This is a genomic window from Hoeflea sp. (assembly GCF_984452065.1).
Window position 1 is genome coordinate 47,147 of the sequence record NZ_CFHWAF010000007.1, and the last position, 17,580, is coordinate 64,726.

Genomic DNA, 17,580 nt, shown 5'->3' on the forward strand with positions numbered 1-17,580 from the left:
CTCCTCCTTTTCAATGGACTTCTGCTATGTCGTAGTCGGCATTCAACTCAAGGTCGGGATCGACAATGGAGAATTGGGTGCCGGCCTCGAAAACGACACGTTCATTGACGGCTTTCGCATGATCGAGATTGGCAAGCTCGGCCCGGTCGTATGACCGACCGCAGACAACAAGCCGGGTCAGGGAAAGCGTCCCGGACATCACCGTGATATCCGCCTGTCCGGCACGGATTTCGATCGTACCGCAGGCCGTTCCGTTCGACCAGAACGATCTGAAACGGTCTGCGTCGCGGATTTTGGGGTCGATTGCGAGGTAGCCCGAAACCGCATCGAAGGCGAATCCGGAAAGCACCACGAGCGCGGCATAGCTGGCCATCGACCGGGCATAGTTCGACCCGCATTCAATCTCGTTCCACGGGTTCCGGTTATGGCCGCGATACCGGTCACGCACGGCGGCGAACACGTCGACGCCTTTCTCGATCTCGCCAACCATCATCAGCTGACAGCCGAACGCATATTCGAAACCGTGCATCGTCTCCTGCGAATAGGGAACGGGAATAACCGGCCGCCGGGCGCCTTCGGGCCAGTGGCAGATGACCGTGCCGGCCTCTTCCTCAAGACCGAAGATCCGGCACGGATTGGCAAGGTCGCCGAGTCTTGGCTTGTAGTTGTGCCTGTGGATGGCGCGAACGGCAGAGGCGAACTGATCGCGGTCGAATATATCGTCAAGACCGTAGAGGCTGGTGTGCCACTGGGCGAGCACCTGGTCGATGCCGCAGCCATCGAGAATCTGGTACTTCATCTCGCCGTGCTCGTCGCTCCAGTATTGATCGAAGACGGTTCCGGCGACGTGGCCGGTGGTGCCGGCGGTAAAGTTGAAAGGCTCCAGATAATCCTTGTTGCCAATGTCGATCTTCTGGATGAAATATTCGCCGTTGAAGAGATTTTCTGCGACCCAGGCCTTTCCGCGCCCCAGAATGTCGCGATATTCGGCCTCCAGATCGTGTTCGCCCAGCGCCTGTGCCATTTCGGCGCCGGCCGCGAGCGCCCCCAGATAGAACCCGGTGAGCCAGGCATTCGGACCGAACAGCTCCATATCGAGCGTGTGGTGTTGACGTCCGTGCAAAACGCCCGTCTTCTCCGGGTCCCATCGGTCATAGTTGCCTTCGGCCCATGCATAGGCGATGGCTGCCGTTATGTTGGGCCAGATGCTGCGCAACCAATCCGTATCGCCGCTGAGTTTCCAATCGCGGTAGGCCTTGAGCACCGCACCGAACTGGCCGTCGGCGCATGGCCGTTCCGCGCTGGTGCCGATCCCCTTTGGCAACGCCATTCGAAACGCCATGCCGCCCGTATCCGTTACCTGATTCTCCTGAAAATCGGCGTCACGCATCGAGCGCTCAAGTGCAGGAAAGAGAAAGGGCAGCGCCTGCTGATAGTTCCAGACATGCGTGCAGGACCCCTCGCAGCAGCCCGTATCGGGATGACATCCCTCCCAGCCGTAGAACGTGCCGTCTTCCAGCCGGAGCGACGTCGGCGACTTCATGATCGACAGGTTGGCCGAGACCGCATCAATGACCGGTTCGGGAAGCGTGGATGAATGCATGGCCTCTTGAAAGGCGCGTGTTCCGGCCGACAGTGCCTCCCATCGCTCCATCGTCTCGGCGATCACCGCGCCGATATCGGACCACTCCGTCGCATAGAAGTTCTTCCAGACCGGCTTGATGTCCTGGCGCTCCCCGATCAGGGCGAAACGCGAAACCCAGGTCTTGGTGACGTTCGGGACGAACCAGCCGATCGCAAAGCGGACCGTGCGCCGTTCACCGGCCGGAATGGTCAGGTGAGCGGCAATGACGCTGTGTTCTATATGCTGACCGCGATTAAGAACCAGCTCGTTTTCCGCCTCGCCGTAGAAGCGGTCCTTGAGCGGCCCCGGCTTGTTGATGTCGGCCCAGTAGACCTCCATCGTATCGAACCAGGAACCTCGGAAAAGGTGTCGCTGATGGCTCGTCTCGGTATGGTCGGTGGCAAGGGCAATCTGCGCGTAGTCGACTGAATCGGGATCACAGGGATTGGTGCCGACGATCATGGCGCCGCGTTCGGATCGCAGGTCGACACGCGCATTTCCCTTGATGGCGTGGAAATCGAAGCCGATGCAGCCGAACACGGTGTAGTCGATCTCCGCGTCGGCCGTGTTTTCGACCTCTATTTCGAACTGAGCGACCGGCATGGACGAGGTCCGGTCGTCCATCGGCAAAAAGGGACTGAAGGCCTGCATTCCCACGTTTCCAGGGAAACGCGCGTCGGCGAAATCAAGTCGCGCCAGCGGATACGGCCCCTTCAAGGCCGCATGCTCGAAATGCGGAAAGCCCGTCATCTCTTCCCGCCGGGGCCCGAAGCCGAACGAGTTGAACTGCTTTCCGTGCAACACGCCCGCGCGGTTTCCGCGGAACGGACCGTGCACAATTCGCGTGTCCAATACTTCGCCGCCGCGTTCCGCCCGAACGGCAAAATGCGAAAAGCCGTTCAGGCTTCCCTTCGAGGGTCGATTGTAGATTTCCCAATCCTGGAACCGGCCGTCGGCGCCGATGCCGATACTGCCGGCACCGATCCCTCCCAAAGGAAAGATCGTGAATGGCGCCTCATCGGCCCGATACTCAAAATAATCGGTGCTTTTCATGCTGGCCAATCCTCCCTGCACTCAACCTAGACCATCGGGAAACCGCTGGCTTGCGCCAATGGCTCGATGACAATCGTGCACATTTATCACCATGAATCCCGGCCATGCCGCTTACACGTTGACGGATGCGCCAACCGGCCATGACCTGAAGTCGACCATTTCGCGTTGTGCCGTCGAGCGGGTGGCGTGGAGAGGACGAGCAGTGATGTTTATCGTGCCCGCAGCGACACAAAATATCATTGCCGGATAAACAAAGTCACGGCACCGGGACCGGGACCGGGAATTCACGAAATCATTTCTGTCGCGCGTCAACCGGCCCGGCGGTTTCCTGCCGGGCCGGCGCGGTGGCCTGAAATCGATCAGTCGTAAAGGACGGCAGCGATTTCCGGATCGTCAATGTTGGACGCATCGTAATAGAAGAAGCCGGTGTCGATCAGCGCCGGCACGTCCTCGCCCTTCGTTGCGGCGACGGCGGCTTTGACGGTTTCATAACCGATGCCGACCGGGTTCTGGGTGATGGCGCCGGTCATCAGCCCGCTCTTAATCGCATCCTTTTGCGCCTTGCCCGAATCGTAGCCGATGATCACCAGATCCGTTTTGCCCAACTCCTGGACGCCGTTGACAACCCCGATCGCGGAGCCTTCATTCGTTCCGAAGATGCCCTTCAGGTCCGGATTTGCCGTCAGGATCGCCTTGGTCACTTCGGTCGACTTCAGGTGGTCGCCTTGGCCGTACTGAACCGTCGCGATCTCGATGTCCGGATATTTGTCGGCAATCCGGTTCACGAAACCGTCGCGGCGGTCGATGCCGGTACGGCTGGTCTGGTCGTGCGCCACAACGGCGACCTTGCCCTTGCCGCCGATTTTCTCGGCCATTTTGTCGGCGGCAAGGCTGGCGGCGGCCACATTGTTGGTGGTCGCGGTTGCGATCGGAATGTCGCTATCGACACCGCTGTCAAAGGCAACAACCGGAATGCCGGCTTCCCGGGCCTGACGCAGCAGCGGAATGGCCGCCTGGCTGTCGAGCGCCGCAAATCCGAGCGCTGCCGGCTTGTTGGCGAGGGCCGCGGCAAGCATGTCGATCTGGCGGTCGACCATGGTCTCGTTGTCCGGTCCCTCGAAGGTGATGCGAACACCTTCCTCTTGCGCGGCCTTTTCGGCACCCAGCTTCACGGCCTGCCAGAACTGGTGCTGAAATCCTTTCGAGACGAGCGGGATATACATCTCGTCCGCGAAGGCGGCGCTTGCCGGCACCGATAGGGCAATCGCACCGATTGCGCCAATTACAAAACGACGTGAAAACATTGATATTCCTCCTTTGTTCACTTACTTGGTTGTCTTCAATCCGGAACGTCAACCGTTCTCTTATTGCTATTTACTTCGACTGTCTGCGCCGGGCCATGTCGGCGTAGACGGCCATGATGATGATCGCGCCGGTCACCACCGTCTGCCATTCCTGGGCAACGGAGAGGACACGCAATCCATTTGTCAGGACCGCCATGATCAGCGCCCCGATCAGCGTTCCGATGATGGTGCCGCGGCCACCCGACAGGGACGTGCCGCCTATGACCACCGCCGCAATAGCCTCCAGTTCATAGCCGAGCCCCAGAGCGGGCTGCGCAGAGTTGAGCCGCGAGGCGATCAGAATGCCCGCAATGCCGCAGATACCGCCGGCAAGGGCGTAGATCGCCATTTTCCAGGCGTCGGTGTTGACGCCGGAAAGGCGCACCGCCTCCTCATTCGAACCGAGAGCAAAGGTATAGCGGCCGAGCACAGTGCGCCCGAGAATGTAGGACGCGGCGATCGCGACGAGGAAAAGGATCAAAACGCCGTTCGGGATCGGCAGCGCCGGAATGACCTCGCCGATCAGCGATCCGCGCGAAATCTGATCGAAACCGGGCGTGTCGTTGAAATAGATCGGCCGGGTTCCGGAAATCACCAGTGACAGGCCCTTCAGGATCAGCATCATGCCCAGCGTCGCAATGAAGGGCGGGATTTTCATCTTGGCGACGAATGTGCCCGAACACAGCCCGCACAAGGCGCCGGCCGCGATGGCCGCAAGCACGCCGAGCGGCAACGGCATGCCGGCAAAGGTCAGCACGACGCCGGCAATGACGGCGCAGAATGTCATGAGCGTTCCGAGCGAAAGGTCGATGCCGCCGGTGATGATTATAAGCGTCGCCGCGACGGCCAGAACGCCGTTGACGGATGTCGCCTGCAGGATCGCGATCATGTTCGACGTCTGCATGAAATTCGGCGAAGCGATCGAAAATACGATCAGCAGCGCGATCAGGGACGCGAAGGCGAGCAGTTTCTGATGCGCACCGGTATCGACCAATCTTGAAAGCAGATTGACCGGTTTGGTTTCCTCCACGGTCTTCACGGTGTTCCCCCCGTCGGTTGCATGGCTGCCTCGCGCTGCGTGGCAAGCTGCATGATCTGTTCTTGAGTTGTGTCCTTGCCGCCCGGCAGTATGCCGGTCAGCCGTCCCTCGCACATTACGGCGATCCGGTGGCTGAGCCGCATGATTTCCGGCAGTTCCGACGAAATCACGATGACGGCCTTGCCTTCCGCCGCCAGGTTTTCCAGAAGCTTGTAGATTTCCGATTTCGCCCCGACATCGATACCGCGCGTGGGCTCGTCGAAAATCAGGATGTCGCAGTCCCTGAGCAGCCACTTCGCAATGACCGTCTTTTGCTGATTTCCGCCGGAAAGAAGCCTGACTTCCTGGGTATCGGAGGGCGTGCGGATGCCGAGCGCGCGGATGTAGTCCCGCGCTGCCTTGCGCATCGCATCCTCGTTGAGGACGCCACCCCGGCCGGTGAATGTCTTCATGGAGGCAAGGGTGATATTGTCCCGCACGGTCATGCCGGTCGCCAGGCCGAAGTGCTTTCGGTCCTCGGACAGATACCCGATCCCCGCCGCAACGGCGTCGTGGGGCGTCGAGACGGAAACGTCCTTTCCGTGAACACGGATCGAACCCGCGTCTTTCGGATCGGCGCCGAAAATGGCGCGCGCCACCTCCGTGCGGCCCGCACCCATCAGCCCGGCAAAACCGAGAATCTCCCCCTTGCGAAGGGTAAAGCCGACATCGCGGATTTCCCTGCCGCGCGACAGGCCCGACACTTCCAGCGCGATTTCGGCATCCGAAAGGTCCGGCGCTTCCACCGGCTCCTCCTTCACCTCGCGCCCCACCATCATGGCGATGATGGTGGAAATGGGCGTATCGGCCGCTCCGAGGGTAGCGACATATTCGCCGTCGCGCATGACGGTCACGCGGTCGGCGATCCGCTTCAGTTCATCCATCTTGTGGCTGATATAGATAATACCGACACCTTCGGCCTTGAGGCGATTTATGATGATAAACAGTTCGGCGATCTCGGCGTCGTTCAGCGCCGCCGTCGGCTCATCCATGATCAGGACACGCGACCTGTAGGACAGCGCCTTGGCGATCTCGACCATCTGCTGCTTGGCGATCGTCAGACTGCCGACGTTCGCCTTCGGATCGAGCTTGAGATTCATCGACGCGAAGATTTCGGCCGCGTTGCGGTTCAGCAGAGCTTCGTCGAGCCGACCGAAAAGCCGGCGCGGTTCCCGCCCGATAAAGATGTTCTGCGCCGTGGTCAGATCATTCATCAGGCTGAGTTCCTGGTGAATGATGCCGATGCCCCGGTCCAGCGCCGCCCTCGGGGAATCGAATTCCACGCCCTCACCGTCGATCAGCAGTTCGCCGGCATCGCACTGGTAAATTCCGGCAAGGATCTTCATCAGCGTGGATTTGCCGGCCCCGTTCTCTCCCATCAGGGCATGGACCTCGCCGGCCTCCAGTTCGAACTGCACGTTCTTCAAGGCGTGAACGCCGGGAAAGCGCTTTTCGATACCTGTCATTTTGACGATCGGTGCCACGGCTCCTCCAAACCTCAAATCGTTACGCCGCCGTCAACCAGAAGCGCCTGGCCGGTCCGCCGCCAGCGCGGCAATCGCTTCCGGGTCGGTAACATCAAGGGTCCGGCACTCCATGTCGCCCAGCCCGTCCATCAGGGATTTGTCCCTGTCCGTGGCGATCACGCTGGCATCCTCGGCGGCGCAGGCAAGCGCGCTCGCCCTGCCCATGCCCTGGCCCGCCGCGGTAACGAGAACGGTCTTTCCCTGCAGCCGCATCACATCACCGCTCCGATCTGCCACGGCACGAATTCCGCACCGCCGAAACCGAGCTCCTCACTCTTGGTCCGCGCACCGGAGGCGACGCGGATCATCAACTCGAAAAGCTCCTCGCCCTTCGCCTCGATGCCGACACCCTCGGTAACGATGTCGCCGCAGTCGAGATCCATGTCCTCCGACATGCGCCGGTACATATCCGAATTCGTCGCCAGCTTGATGCAGGGCGTGGGTTTATACCCGGAAACCGAGCCGCGACCGGTGGTAAACGTGATCAGATTTGCGCCCGACGCCACCTGCCCGGTGACCGAACAGGGATCGAACCCCGGGCTGTCCATGAAAACGAACCCTTTCTTGTCGATGATTTCGCCGAACTGATAGACATCCGTCAGCGGGGCGGTGCCGCCCTTGGCGACGGCGCCCAGGGACTTTTCCAGGATCGTCGTCAATCCGCCGCGCTTGTTGCCGGGACTTGGATTGTTGTCCATCTCGCCGCCATTGCGGGCGGTGTAATCCTCCCACCAGCGAATGCGCTCGATGAGTTTCTTTCCCACGTCCACCGATTTGGCGCGGCGCGTCAGCAGATGCTCGGCGCCGTAGATTTCGGATGTTTCAGCAAGGATGGTCGTGCCGCCATGACGTACCAGGAGATCCGACGCATATCCCAGCGCCGGATTGGCCGTAATGCCGGAGTAACCGTCCGAGCCGCCGCACTGCATGCCGACGGTGATCTCGCTCACCGGCGCCGGTTTCCTTGAAGCCGTATCGGCTATTTCGGCGATGCCGCGAAGTTCCTCCAACCCCTTCTCGATGGTCTTGCGGGTGCCGCCTTCATGCTGGATTGTCATATAGCGCAGGGCACCGTCGGCGCGGATCGACCGGCCGCCGACAAGATCGGAAATCTGCATCACTTCGCAGCCCAGCCCGATCAGGAGAATACCGCCGAAATTCGGGTGCTGGGCATAGCCGGACAAGGTTCTGAAAAGCGTCGCGTAGCCCTCGTTTTCCGACGACATGCCGCAGCCGGTGCCATGCACGATCGGAACGATGCCATCCACATTGGGAAACGAATCCAGAAGGCCGGCCTTGTCGGCGGCTTCGGCAACGAAGCGCGCCACCGAGCCGGAACAGTTCACCGACGTCAGGATGCCGATATAGTTGCGGGTTCCGACCCTTCCGTCCGCCCGGTGATAGCCAAGGAACGTTCGCTGCTCGACGAAAGGCTCCAGGGGATCGTTCTGTGTCGCGAACTCATGGTCCCGCAGGCTGTGGGACGCCATGCCAAGATTATGTGAGTGGACATGCTCGCCAGGATTGATCTCCATCTTGGCCTGGCCGATGATCTGACCGTACCGCAGGACATCCTGGCCGGCGGCAATCGTCGAGCAGGCGATCTTGTGCCCCGGGGTGACGGCGACGGATAACGGTTCGGCCACACCGTCCAGAACGGAACCGGCCGGAATCGCGCGCAGAGCGATGACGACATTGTCATTGCCTCGCAGCTTCAGAACATCCCTTCCCGTCATTTGTGCGTTCCACTCACCCGTGATCTCCACTTTTGTGGATGTTCATTGTCCTCAGGCACTAGCTTGACTTGCAGACTATGTCAACTAACATGTTAGTTAGACGAGGGCACTTATGACGAATTCCGAAATCGACGTGACCGACCTAAAGGACATTGGCTCCTTCGAAGGATCGCTTGCTCAGAGAGTCTACCTGGCCCTCCAGGAAGCGATCCTCTCGCTGCAGTTCCTTCCCGGAGCCGTTGTGCGCAAGGCACCGGTCTGCGAGAAGCTCGGCGTTTCCAGGTCCCCGGTGGCGGAAGCGATCGCGCGTTTGGCGAATGAAGGCCTGGTGGATGTGATTCCGCAGTCCGGGACGCGTGTGGCTTACTTTTCGATGGAGGACATTCGCGAGGGCACATTCCTGCGTGAGGCGCTGGAACTTGCCGCTGTCACAAAAGTCGCATCGGACCGCACTGAAGACCAGATGGCCCAGATCAACCGGAACATGCGGCTGCAGACCCTTCTCGTTGAGGACCTGGACTTTGCCGGCTTCTACCAGGCCGATGAAGACTTCCACGCGCTTTTGATGCGGTTCACCGGTTATCCCCGGCTAACAGCGGTTGCACGCAATGTATCCTTGCAGGTGACCCGTGCGCGGATGCTCCTGCTGCCGACGCCAGGCCGCGCAACGGAAACGCTTGAAGAACATCAGGCTGTGACCGATGCCGTTCGCGCCCGGGATCCGGAAGCTGCACGGCAAGCCATGCAGCATCACCTCGACCAACTGATGCCGCGCATCGAAGCACTCGCACAGACCCGCCCGGAACTTTTCCAATCTCGATAAGACAGGAAACCTGCATGAAGGTCACTGACACCAAACTTCTGAACTCCCGCACGAAACAGCCGGTTCCATTGACAAGAATGGGCTTCGGCGGCGCACCCCTGGGCAATCTTTATCGCAAGGTGCCCGAGGACGACGCGCAGGCCGCGCTTCAGGCGGCATTCGATGCCGGCATCCGCTATTTCGACACAGCTCCGCAATACGGGCTCGGACGTTCGGAGGAACGGTTCGGCGAGGCTCTCAAGCGGTTCGGCCGTGACAATGTTCAGCTCTCCACGAAGATCGGCCGTTTGCTCCTCGACTGCGAACCGCACGAGGTCACGCCGGAGGCCTTTGTCGACGTGCCGCAAAAACGCATCGTCTTCGACTACACCTATGACGGCGTCATGCGCAGCTATGAGGCGAGCCGCGGGCGGCTGGACGTTGCCAATGCCGATATTCTGCTGGTGCACGACGTCTGTGTCTTTTCGCAAGGCTCGCAGGAAGCGAGCGACGCCAAGGTGAAAGAACTCTTCGACGGCGGCGGTTATCGCGCCTTGTGCGAGTTGCGGGATGCGGGCGATATCGCGGCCATCGGCGCCGGCGTCAACGAATGGCAGGTCTGCGAGAAACTGCTCGGCCTTGGTGATTTCGACGGTTTCCTGCTTGCAGGCCGCTACACATTGCTGGAGCAGGAAGCGCTGGAGAGTTTCCTTCCGCTGTGCGAGAAACGCGATGTCGGCATCATTCTGGGCGGCCCCTACAATTCCGGCATTCTGGCGACCGGCCCGGTGCCCGGTGCCAAATACAATTACGCGGAAGCATCGCCTGAAATCCGGGAACGGGTCGGGAAGATCGAGGCGGTCTGCAAGGCCCATAATACGCCCCTGATCGCCGCCGCCCTGCAATTCGTTTTCGGCCATCCGAGTGTCAAGACCGTCATTCCCGGCGCGGTCAATGCACGCGAGGTGCGCGCCAATGTCGAGGTTCTCGAAACACCGGTCCCCGCGGCTCTGTGGTCCGACCTTCGCGGCGAAGGGCTGATCCATCCGGACGCGCCGCTCCCCTCGGAGGTCGACTATGCTGCGTGACATTGATCCGGTCCTGTCGCCTGATCTGCTCCATGCCCTGCGGGCAATGGGACACGGCAACGAAATCGTCATTGCCGACGCCAATTTCCCAGGCGAAAGCCTCGGTCCGACTTGCATCCGTGCGGACGGGTCGACGGCAAGCCGCATTTTGCAAGCGATCCTGTCCGTCATGCCGCTGGACAGTTTCGTGCCCGATCCGGCCCTGACAATGCAGGTGGTCGGCGAGCCGGACGCCGTCCCCGAGGCGGTCGCCGATTTTCAGAGGATCATCCGGGAGACCGCGGATAACCCGGCAAAAATCCGGACCCTTGAGCGCTTTGCCTTCTATGAGCGGGCGGCAAGTGCATTTGCCGTCGTCCAGACGGGTGAGCGCCGTCTTTACGGCAACATCATCTTGAAGAAGGGCGTGGTCGGATGACGCGGATCGATGCGCATCAGCATTTCTGGGATGTCGCCCGCGGCGATTATCACTGGCTCACGCCCGAACTCGAGCCAATCTATCGCAATTTCCTGCCCCACGACCTCGCACTGCATCTGGCTCGTCACGACATTTCAGGGACCATCCTCGTGCAGGCCGCACCGACGATTGCCGAGACCCGGTTCCTGTTGTCCCTTGCGGACACGACGCCGACGATAAAGGGCGTCGTTGGCTGGGTCGATTTCGAAAGTCCCGAAGCTGCACAAACAATCTCCGATCTGGCTGCTCACCCGTCTCTGGTGGGTCTGCGTCCCATGATTCAGGACATTGAAGATGATGACTGGATGCTGCGTGACGACCTGAGACCGGCCTTTGACGCCCTTATCGCCCACGGGCTGACCTTTGACGCGCTGACGCTGCCGCATCACCTTGAAAACCTGAAACAGCTGCTCGCCAGGCATCCCGACATGCGCGTCGTGATCAACCATGGTTCCAAGCCCGTAATCCGCGACGGCCTCTTCGACCGCTGGGCCGGCGACATGAAGCAGCTTGCCGAGAACAGCAATGCCTACTGCAAACTGTCTGGACTGGTAACCGAAGCGCACGAGAACTGGACCGTCGACCATTTGCGTCCTTATGTGGATCACCTGCTGTCAACGTTCGGCTCCGATCGGCTCATCTGGGGCAGCGACTGGCCTGTCTGCCTGCTCGCAAGCAGCTATGAGCACTGGGTCGAATCAACGGAGAAACTGCTTGACGGGCTGAAGCCGGACCAGAGGACCGCCATTTTAGGCGGCAACGCCATTCGGGCATACAAGCTGATCATCTAACAGCGGTTCGGGGCAGTTCTTTTTGCTCTTGCGGGGTTAGCTCGGGCGACCATATTGAGCTATTTGATGATCCAAATCAGCTTGCTCGGCCAGGCGAACGGCGCCGCGCGATGTGGTGCATCGGGCAAGCCGTTCAACGACGCCGACGGGCTGATTTGGTTCACCGAAGGCCGGCTTATCAGGCCTTCTGGACGTCGTTGCGATCGCCTTGTGGTCGACCCGGACCACGGCGGCGATCGCGCCTGGCCAGTAGGCCTGATAAGCCGGTCAAATGGTTCAATATTATCGCCCGATTCTCTGGCCGGGCACGAAACGCGAATCGTTGCGGTTTGGGAGGCGTGGGCTCTTCAGCGCTATCTTCCGGACGGAACTTTCGACAAGGCCGTCGTACTGCCCGTTCCGCGCCCGACGTCCCGCGTGTTCGGCGGCGGTCAACCTGACGGCCGAATTAAAGATCGGCATATTGGTCTGTGTCCGTGAATAATGTCCGGTCTGTCTGTGTCCGCGGTAACTCAAAGCCTCCGTTCGGTTCCGGGGTCGAAGACATGCACGTTCGCGGGCGCCACCTTCAGGGCGATTTCCTCGTTTCGGGAAATAGCGGGGCGGTCGCGGGTCAGCACGGAGATTTCCCGATTTTCCACCTCGGCGATCACAAGCGTTTCCGAGCCGGTGGGCTCGGTGAACTGGGCATGGGCCGGGATCGCGCCCGGGTCCCCCGCGGCGGCGATCTCCAGATGCTCGGGGCGCAGGCCGACCGTGATGCCCTGCCCGTGCTGTCCGGCCTGCCTGGGCGGCAACTCAATCGCCTGGCCACGCGACAGGATGGCCTGAACCCGGTCGCCTTCACGACGCAGCGTGGCCTGCATGAAGTTCATCGAGGGCGAGCCGATGAAACCGGCCACGAACAGGTTTTCGGGCCGGTCGTACAGTTCCAGCGGCGCACCGACCTGCATGATGTTTCCGTCCTTCAGCACCACCACGCGGTCGGCCAGCGTCATCGCCTCGATCTGGTCATGTGTCACGTAGATCGACGTTGTCTGTACTTTCTGGTGCAGCGCCTTGATTTCGGTTCGCATCTGCACCCGCAGCTTCGCATCGAGGTTCGACAGTGGCTCATCGAACAAAAACACCTGCGGATTGCGCACGATGGCCCGGCCCATCGCCACGCGCTGGCGCTGCCCGCCGGACAGTTGCTTGGGATAGCGCGACAGGTAATCCTCGAGACCCAGAATGGTGGCCGCCTCCTGTACGCGCTTCTGGATTTCTGATTTCGGCGCCTTTCGCAGCAGCATTCCGAATCCCATATTTTCCGCCACCGTGAGATGCGGATAAAGCGCGTAGTTCTGGAAAACCATTGCGATGTCGCGGTCCTTCGGCGGAACGTTGTTGACCACGCGCTCGGCAATGCTGATCTCGCCGTCCGTGATATCCTCGAGCCCGGCGATCATGCGCAGAAGGGTGGATTTGCCGCAGCCCGAGGGGCCGACCAGAACGACGAATTCCCGGTCCCGGATATCAAGGCTGATCCCGTGGATGACTTCGATCGCGCCATAGTTTTTGCGGCAGTCGGTGATCTTGACAGAGCCCATGAGATCTTCCCGTTCGAATGTTCAATCCTTGACGCCGCCGGCGGTGAGCCCGCCGACCATATAGCGCCGGAAGTTGTAATAAAGCACCACCGGCGGCAGGGAGTAGATGACCGCCGTCGCCATGAGGAGGCTCCAGGGGGAATTGTCCTGACCCAGAAAGAATCCGAGCGCGACGGTCAGCGTCACCTTGTTCTCGCTCGACAACAGCAGGAAGGCATAGAGATATTCGTTCCACGCCAGGAGCATGGCAAAGATGCCGATGGCCACCATGGCCGGGCCCATGAGCGGAATATAGACGCGGCGCAGAATCTGAAAAGGCGTCGCGCCATCGACCTTGGCCGCCTCGTCAAGCTCCTTGGGCAGGTTCTCGGCATGCTGGCGGAACACCCAGATCGCATAGGGCGAGGCAAAGGTGGTCATCGCGAAGATCAGCGCCCAGGGCCGATTCAGCATGTTGTAGTCGCTCATCACGGTGAAGAACGGAATGGCAAGGAAGGCCATCGGGATCAGGTAGGAGGCCAGCGACAGATTGGTAATGGTCTGGCCGAAGCGGATCTTCATCCGGGCGATGGCGAAACTCGACGTAATGGCGACGAACAGGGTCAAAATCGCCGTTGCGATGGCGATGAAGACGCTGTTGGCCAGTTGAATCCAGAAATGACGCAGGAAAAAGTCGTCCTGGGTCAGCGCGATCCGGTAGTTTTCAAGCGTCGGATCGTCGGGCCAGATACGCCCGCCGAAGGGGGCGTCAATCGGTGTCAGCGACATCATGATCATGTGATAGATCGGCAGGAACGACCAGACGAACACGATCAGCCCGATGATCAGCAGTAACGCGTGCCGGATATAGCCGAAAATCCGCAGGCGCAGATTGGCGTCGAACGTGGAGGTGATGGTCTTGAACATGATCGCTCCGCAAACTCCGCTCAGTTCGCCTTCACGGCGGCGTTCAGACGACGCACCAGTATGAACACGCACGGCAGAACCACCGGCATGGCCGTCAGGACCGAGGCGACACCCATGTGCAGATCCCCCAGGTTGAACCCGTAACGGACACCCAGCGTCGCCAGAATATGGGTCCGGTCGACGGGACCGCCGCCGGTCAGCAGGAAAACACTGTTGAAATCGCCAAGCGTCCAGATCGCCGACAGGAGCGTCGAGGTGATGTAGAGGTTGCGGATCTGCGGGAAGGTCACGTAGCGGAACTTCTGCCACGTCGTCGCGCCGTCGACATCGGCCGCCTCGTAGAGCGATGTCGAGATCGCCAGCCGTCCGGCCATCATGATCAGGGTCCAGAACGGCACCCATTTCCAGACATGGACCATCACCACGGCGCCCATCGCCAGCGTGGGATCGTTGAGCCAGGCGGGCGCCGGCCAGATGCCGAACCAGGTCTCCAGAATGTGATTGACCATCCCCCAATCGGCATTCAGCATCCAGCGGATCGACAGGATCGAGGGGACCTGCGGCACCGCCCACGGCAGGATGAACACCAGGGCCAGAAGCTTGACCCAGCGAAAGGGCATCAGCAGGAAGCCGGACAGAAACAGGGCGAGAAGCAGTTTCAGATTCACGCCCACGCCGACAAGAATGGCGGTATTCCAAACGGTACGGATGTAAATCGGATCGTTCCACAGCCGGACATAGCTGTCCCAGTCCAGGCCGAGCCCGAGACCGCGGATCACCGGCATGACCGCGAAGGCCAGGAACACCACGACATAGGGAAGAACGAAGATCGCGCCCCAGGCGGCCTCGGAAAGCCCGCCCGAGGGAGATTGTATGGCAGCAGCCCCGGCGCCCGGGATGCCGCGGGACGGTTTTGTCTTTTGTTGATTATCCGACATGGCGGCTTCCCAGTTCTTGCCGGGGATCTGCGTCGGTTCAATCGGCCAGAAGTTCGGCGATGCGGGCGTTCATCTCGTCAACCGCCTCTTCCGCCGATGCGCCGTCCAGGACGATCCGGCTCGCCGCGCGGGCAAGAAGGTTTTCGGCCTGAACCTGCGTGTATTTCTGGTTATAGATCTGGGCGAAAGGCTTCGTCTCGGACGTGGTGTACTGGAGATAGGCGCCGTTCCTGTGGCTGTCGGACGGATCGGTCCAGAACGGAACCTCGAGCAGACTGCGGACAACCGGTTGCCAGCGCCCTCGCGAGCCTTCGACATAGGGCTGCAGGTTCTCGGGCTTGATCAGATCCGCCAGGAACTGTTTGCCGAGATCGGCATTGTCCGCCTCGGCGAACACCACCGCGTGCTTGACCGACGTCATGACCGGATAGCTTCCGCCGTCGGGGCCCTTGGCCGGCCAGGGGATCGTCCTGATCAGATCGTAATTGTCGGTGCCTGCCTGCGACGCCGGGATCGACAGGGACGGGTTGGCGGTCATCACCGAATTGCGGTTGAGGAAATCGGTGTTGTTGTCACCGTCGCCCCAGCTCACCGAACCCGAGGGCACGCAGTCATTGGCTCCTGCCGTGTAGCTTTCGAACGCGGCAATGGTCGCGGCGCGGTTTTCCGGCGTGTCGCCGACGAAATTGCCGTCCGAATCCACCAGTTCCGCACCGTGTGCGGCCAGATACATGTTGATGTGAAAGTTCGAATCGGTCGAGGCCGAGGCGAAGACCTGGCCATGCCCGAAGACCCGGTGCCCGGCCTCACGCGCGGCGGACTGGAAGTCCTTGCAGAAAAAGTTCCAGTAAGCATCCCATTCCTGCGGGATGTCGTCCGGCGACAGGCCGGCATCCGCCATGATGTCCGACCAGTAATGGACATGTGTGGTCTGCTGTTCGATCGGCACGACATAAAAGCCTTCCGTGCCGGTCTTGCCGTTCATCATCCGGATCGAATCCTCGATCCCGGGCAGAAAATCCGGCCTCATCATGCCGACAATGTCCGAAACATCGGCCAGTTCGCCCTCGTAGGCCCAGCGCGGCGTGGTCTGCCAGTCGAACAGGTGGCCAAAAGCGACATCCGGCGGATTGCCGGCTTCTATAGCCGCGACCACCTTGGGAATGACCTCGGCCACGGGCACAAAGATCACCTCGACATCGTGGCCGGTCTCGGCCTCCCATTTCTCGACGAATGCCAGAAGCGCATCGTCCTCCTCCTCGAAGAAGCCCTTGTTCCAGATAATGTCGAGATCGGCAGCCGATGCCGTCGCGGTTGCCGCAAGCAAGAGCCCGGACGCGCTCGCTCCGGCAAAAATACGCTTGATCGTCTCGGTCGTTTGCATGGAGTCCTCCCTGAACCCGTTCCTATTGCCATGCGAGGATAAAGTTTTCGGGTTGGCGAGTAAACAGAGATATATCATATACCGAATCAGGAACGAGGCCCGGAATGAACACCGAAATCAAAGAAACCGAAACCGCAAAAGTCGTGAAGATGTCGGATCGCGCGACCGTCGAGATCAGGCAGAAGATCATCAGCGGCGATTTCCCTCCGGGCATGAAGCTGCTCGAATCGGATCTCGCCAGGAGGCTGGGCTTCAGCAAGGTGCCGGTGCGCGAGGCGCTGCTGCGCCTTGAGCGCGACGGCCTTGTCGTCATGGCGCCCAGCCGCTCCGCCCGGGTCTTCGACATGGGGCCGGACGAGATCACGGATCTCAGCGAGCTGCGCCAGATTCTGGAATTGCAGGCCCTGAACCTGTCAGCCAGCCGTAATTTACAGGCGCTGGCCGCGGAGCTGGAAGACATCGCGGTGCAGATGGTCACATCCGTCGATGACAATGATGTCAGCCGCTACAAGCTCCTCGACTACGAATTCCATGGCGCGCTGTTTCGCCATTGCGGCAATGTCTATCTGCGCGAGAATTTCGAAACGCTGTCCTTTCGCGTGCAGGCGCTGCGCAACCGTCTGTCCAACGATCAGCACCTGAACAGGCTGTCGCTCAAGGACCACCAGGAGATTCCGGCCGCCTTGCGAGACGGACGAATCGGCGATGCGCGGGACATTCTGGAACGGCATATCACAACCACCACGGAAAATTACCTGACGCAAATCGCCGGGGAGCAAAGTGGATATCCTCGCTCACTGGGTGACCGGGCGGCGGGTTCGGTTCTGGTCGGCATCGAGGATATGGAGCGCTTTTGCAATACGGCCATGACAGCGGCGGGGGCCGACGAGGCAACGGCCGAGACGGTGACGCGCGCGCTGATGCATGCCTCCGTTCACGGCGTTGACACGCATGGCATGAGGCTGCTGCCGCACTATCTGAGCGCGTTCAAAGGCGGCAGACTCAACCCTGCACCGCAGCCGAGACTTGTCGCCGAACATGGTGCCGTCGCTGTCATGGACGGCGACGATGCCCATGGCGCACGCGCGACCTATGCGGCCATGGACCGCGCCATGGAACTGGCGCGGGCAAACGGGGTCGGGGCCGTGGCAATCCGAAACTCCTCACATTTCGGCGCGGCCGGCGCGTATGCGATCGAGGCCGCCCGCGCGGGGCTGATCGGCGTCGTTTTCGGCAACTCCGATTCCTTTGTGCGCCTGCATGGC

At 60.7% G+C, this 17,580-nt stretch carries 16 protein-coding genes; 6 read left to right on the top strand and 10 right to left on the bottom strand.

What is annotated here, in order from left to right; translation table 11 throughout:
• Positions 1–10: 10 nt before the first annotated feature.
• From AC5E6N_RS02815 to AC5E6N_RS02840, 6 genes are all read right to left on the bottom strand, one after another.
• On the bottom strand, positions 11–2,677 hold the full coding sequence (locus AC5E6N_RS02815; RefSeq protein WP_491746388.1) for a GH116 family glycosyl-hydrolase: 2,667 nt from the start codon (positions 2,675–2,677) through the stop codon (positions 11–13).
• Positions 2,678–3,036: 359 nt separating this feature from the next.
• Positions 3,037–3,981, bottom strand: coding sequence for an ABC transporter substrate-binding protein (locus AC5E6N_RS02820; RefSeq protein WP_491746389.1), 945 nt, complete (start codon positions 3,979–3,981; stop codon positions 3,037–3,039).
• Between the two features lie 70 nt (positions 3,982–4,051).
• Positions 4,052–5,059, bottom strand: a complete 1,008-nt coding sequence (locus tag AC5E6N_RS02825) for an ABC transporter permease (protein WP_491687982.1) — start codon at positions 5,057–5,059, stop codon at positions 4,052–4,054.
• Positions 5,056–6,564 carry a sugar ABC transporter ATP-binding protein gene (locus tag AC5E6N_RS02830; RefSeq protein WP_491746402.1) on the bottom strand — a complete coding sequence of 503 codons (1,509 nt, stop codon included), beginning with the start codon at positions 6,562–6,564 and terminating at the stop codon, positions 5,056–5,058. Before AC5E6N_RS02830 ends, AC5E6N_RS02825 begins: the two co-directional genes overlap by 4 nt.
• 51 nt (positions 6,565–6,615) lie before the next feature.
• Positions 6,616–6,861 (bottom strand): SDR family NAD(P)-dependent oxidoreductase, encoded by a 246-nt coding sequence (locus AC5E6N_RS02835; protein ID WP_491746390.1) that lies wholly within the window; start codon positions 6,859–6,861, stop codon positions 6,616–6,618.
• Positions 6,837–8,360 carry a UxaA family hydrolase gene (locus AC5E6N_RS02840; protein ID WP_491746391.1) on the bottom strand — a complete coding sequence of 508 codons (1,524 nt, stop codon included), beginning with the start codon at positions 8,358–8,360 and terminating at the stop codon, positions 6,837–6,839. The genes AC5E6N_RS02835 and AC5E6N_RS02840 overlap by 25 nt, the downstream gene beginning before the upstream one ends.
• A gap of 112 nt (positions 8,361–8,472) precedes the next feature.
• On the opposite strand from AC5E6N_RS02840, the gene AC5E6N_RS02845 reads away from it, so the two are divergent.
• The 5 genes from AC5E6N_RS02845 to AC5E6N_RS02865 are packed head-to-tail and all read left to right on the top strand — an operon-like array spanning position 8,473 to position 11,978.
• Positions 8,473–9,183, top strand: coding sequence for a GntR family transcriptional regulator (locus AC5E6N_RS02845; RefSeq protein ID WP_491746392.1), 711 nt, complete (start codon positions 8,473–8,475; stop codon positions 9,181–9,183).
• A 14-nt stretch (positions 9,184–9,197) separates the two neighbouring features.
• A complete protein-coding gene (locus tag AC5E6N_RS02850) occupies positions 9,198–10,250 on the top strand; it encodes an aldo/keto reductase (RefSeq protein WP_491746393.1) in 1,053 nt (350 codons plus the stop codon).
• Positions 10,240–10,668: an RbsD/FucU family protein gene (locus tag AC5E6N_RS02855; RefSeq protein WP_491746394.1), complete on the top strand. Its 429-nt coding sequence runs from the start codon at positions 10,240–10,242 to the stop codon at positions 10,666–10,668. Before AC5E6N_RS02850 ends, AC5E6N_RS02855 begins: the two co-directional genes overlap by 11 nt.
• Entirely contained in the window at positions 10,665–11,498 is an 834-nt protein-coding gene (locus AC5E6N_RS02860; protein WP_491746395.1) for an amidohydrolase family protein, read from the top strand. Before AC5E6N_RS02855 ends, AC5E6N_RS02860 begins: the two co-directional genes overlap by 4 nt.
• A gap of 54 nt (positions 11,499–11,552) precedes the next feature.
• Positions 11,553–11,978, top strand: a complete 426-nt coding sequence (locus AC5E6N_RS02865) for a hypothetical protein (protein WP_491746396.1) — start codon at positions 11,553–11,555, stop codon at positions 11,976–11,978.
• Between the two features lie 32 nt (positions 11,979–12,010).
• Here AC5E6N_RS02865 and AC5E6N_RS02870 read toward each other — a convergent pair whose 3' ends face one another.
• From AC5E6N_RS02870 to AC5E6N_RS02885, 4 genes are read right to left on the bottom strand one after another with little or no spacing between them, the layout of a single operon-like run.
• A complete protein-coding gene (locus AC5E6N_RS02870; protein WP_491746397.1) occupies positions 12,011–13,087 on the bottom strand; it encodes an ABC transporter ATP-binding protein in 1,077 nt (358 codons plus the stop codon).
• 21 nt (positions 13,088–13,108) lie between these two features.
• The gene (locus tag AC5E6N_RS02875; protein WP_491746398.1) at positions 13,109–13,993 is read right to left on the bottom strand and encodes a carbohydrate ABC transporter permease; all 885 of its coding nucleotides are present in this window, start codon (positions 13,991–13,993) and stop codon (positions 13,109–13,111) included.
• Between the two features lie 20 nt (positions 13,994–14,013).
• On the bottom strand, positions 14,014–14,931 hold the full coding sequence (locus AC5E6N_RS02880; protein ID WP_491746399.1) for a carbohydrate ABC transporter permease: 918 nt from the start codon (positions 14,929–14,931) through the stop codon (positions 14,014–14,016).
• A 37-nt stretch (positions 14,932–14,968) separates the two neighbouring features.
• Positions 14,969–16,315, bottom strand: a complete 1,347-nt coding sequence (locus AC5E6N_RS02885; protein WP_491746400.1) for an ABC transporter substrate-binding protein — start codon at positions 16,313–16,315, stop codon at positions 14,969–14,971.
• A 104-nt stretch (positions 16,316–16,419) separates the two neighbouring features.
• Here AC5E6N_RS02885 and AC5E6N_RS02890 point away from each other — a divergent pair.
• The coding region (locus AC5E6N_RS02890; RefSeq protein ID WP_491746401.1) for an Ldh family oxidoreductase at positions 16,420–17,580 on the top strand (1,161 nt) is incomplete at its 3' end.

Excerpts from the sequence above, each read along its gene's own strand:
- AC5E6N_RS02815 (WP_491746388.1), bottom strand. The coding sequence starts at position 2,677 with ATGAAAAGCACCGATTATTTTGAGTATCGGGCCGATGAGGCGCCATTC.
- AC5E6N_RS02820 (WP_491746389.1), bottom strand. The coding sequence starts at position 3,981 with ATGTTTTCACGTCGTTTTGTAATTGGCGCAATCGGTGCGATTGCCCTA.
- AC5E6N_RS02830 (WP_491746402.1), bottom strand. The coding sequence starts at position 6,564 with ATGACAGGTATCGAAAAGCGCTTTCCCGGCGTTCACGCCTTGAAGAAC.
- AC5E6N_RS02840 (WP_491746391.1), bottom strand. The coding sequence starts at position 8,360 with ATGACGGGAAGGGATGTTCTGAAGCTGCGAGGCAATGACAATGTCGTC.
- AC5E6N_RS02845 (WP_491746392.1), top strand. The coding sequence starts at position 8,473 with ATGACGAATTCCGAAATCGACGTGACCGACCTAAAGGACATTGGCTCC.
- AC5E6N_RS02850 (WP_491746393.1), top strand. The coding sequence starts at position 9,198 with ATGAAGGTCACTGACACCAAACTTCTGAACTCCCGCACGAAACAGCCG.
- AC5E6N_RS02855 (WP_491746394.1), top strand. The coding sequence starts at position 10,240 with ATGCTGCGTGACATTGATCCGGTCCTGTCGCCTGATCTGCTCCATGCC.
- AC5E6N_RS02860 (WP_491746395.1), top strand. The coding sequence starts at position 10,665 with ATGACGCGGATCGATGCGCATCAGCATTTCTGGGATGTCGCCCGCGGC.
- AC5E6N_RS02870 (WP_491746397.1), bottom strand. The coding sequence starts at position 13,087 with ATGGGCTCTGTCAAGATCACCGACTGCCGCAAAAACTATGGCGCGATC.
- AC5E6N_RS02875 (WP_491746398.1), bottom strand. The coding sequence starts at position 13,993 with ATGTTCAAGACCATCACCTCCACGTTCGACGCCAATCTGCGCCTGCGG.
- AC5E6N_RS02880 (WP_491746399.1), bottom strand. The coding sequence starts at position 14,931 with ATGTCGGATAATCAACAAAAGACAAAACCGTCCCGCGGCATCCCGGGC.
- AC5E6N_RS02885 (WP_491746400.1), bottom strand. The coding sequence starts at position 16,315 with ATGCAAACGACCGAGACGATCAAGCGTATTTTTGCCGGAGCGAGCGCG.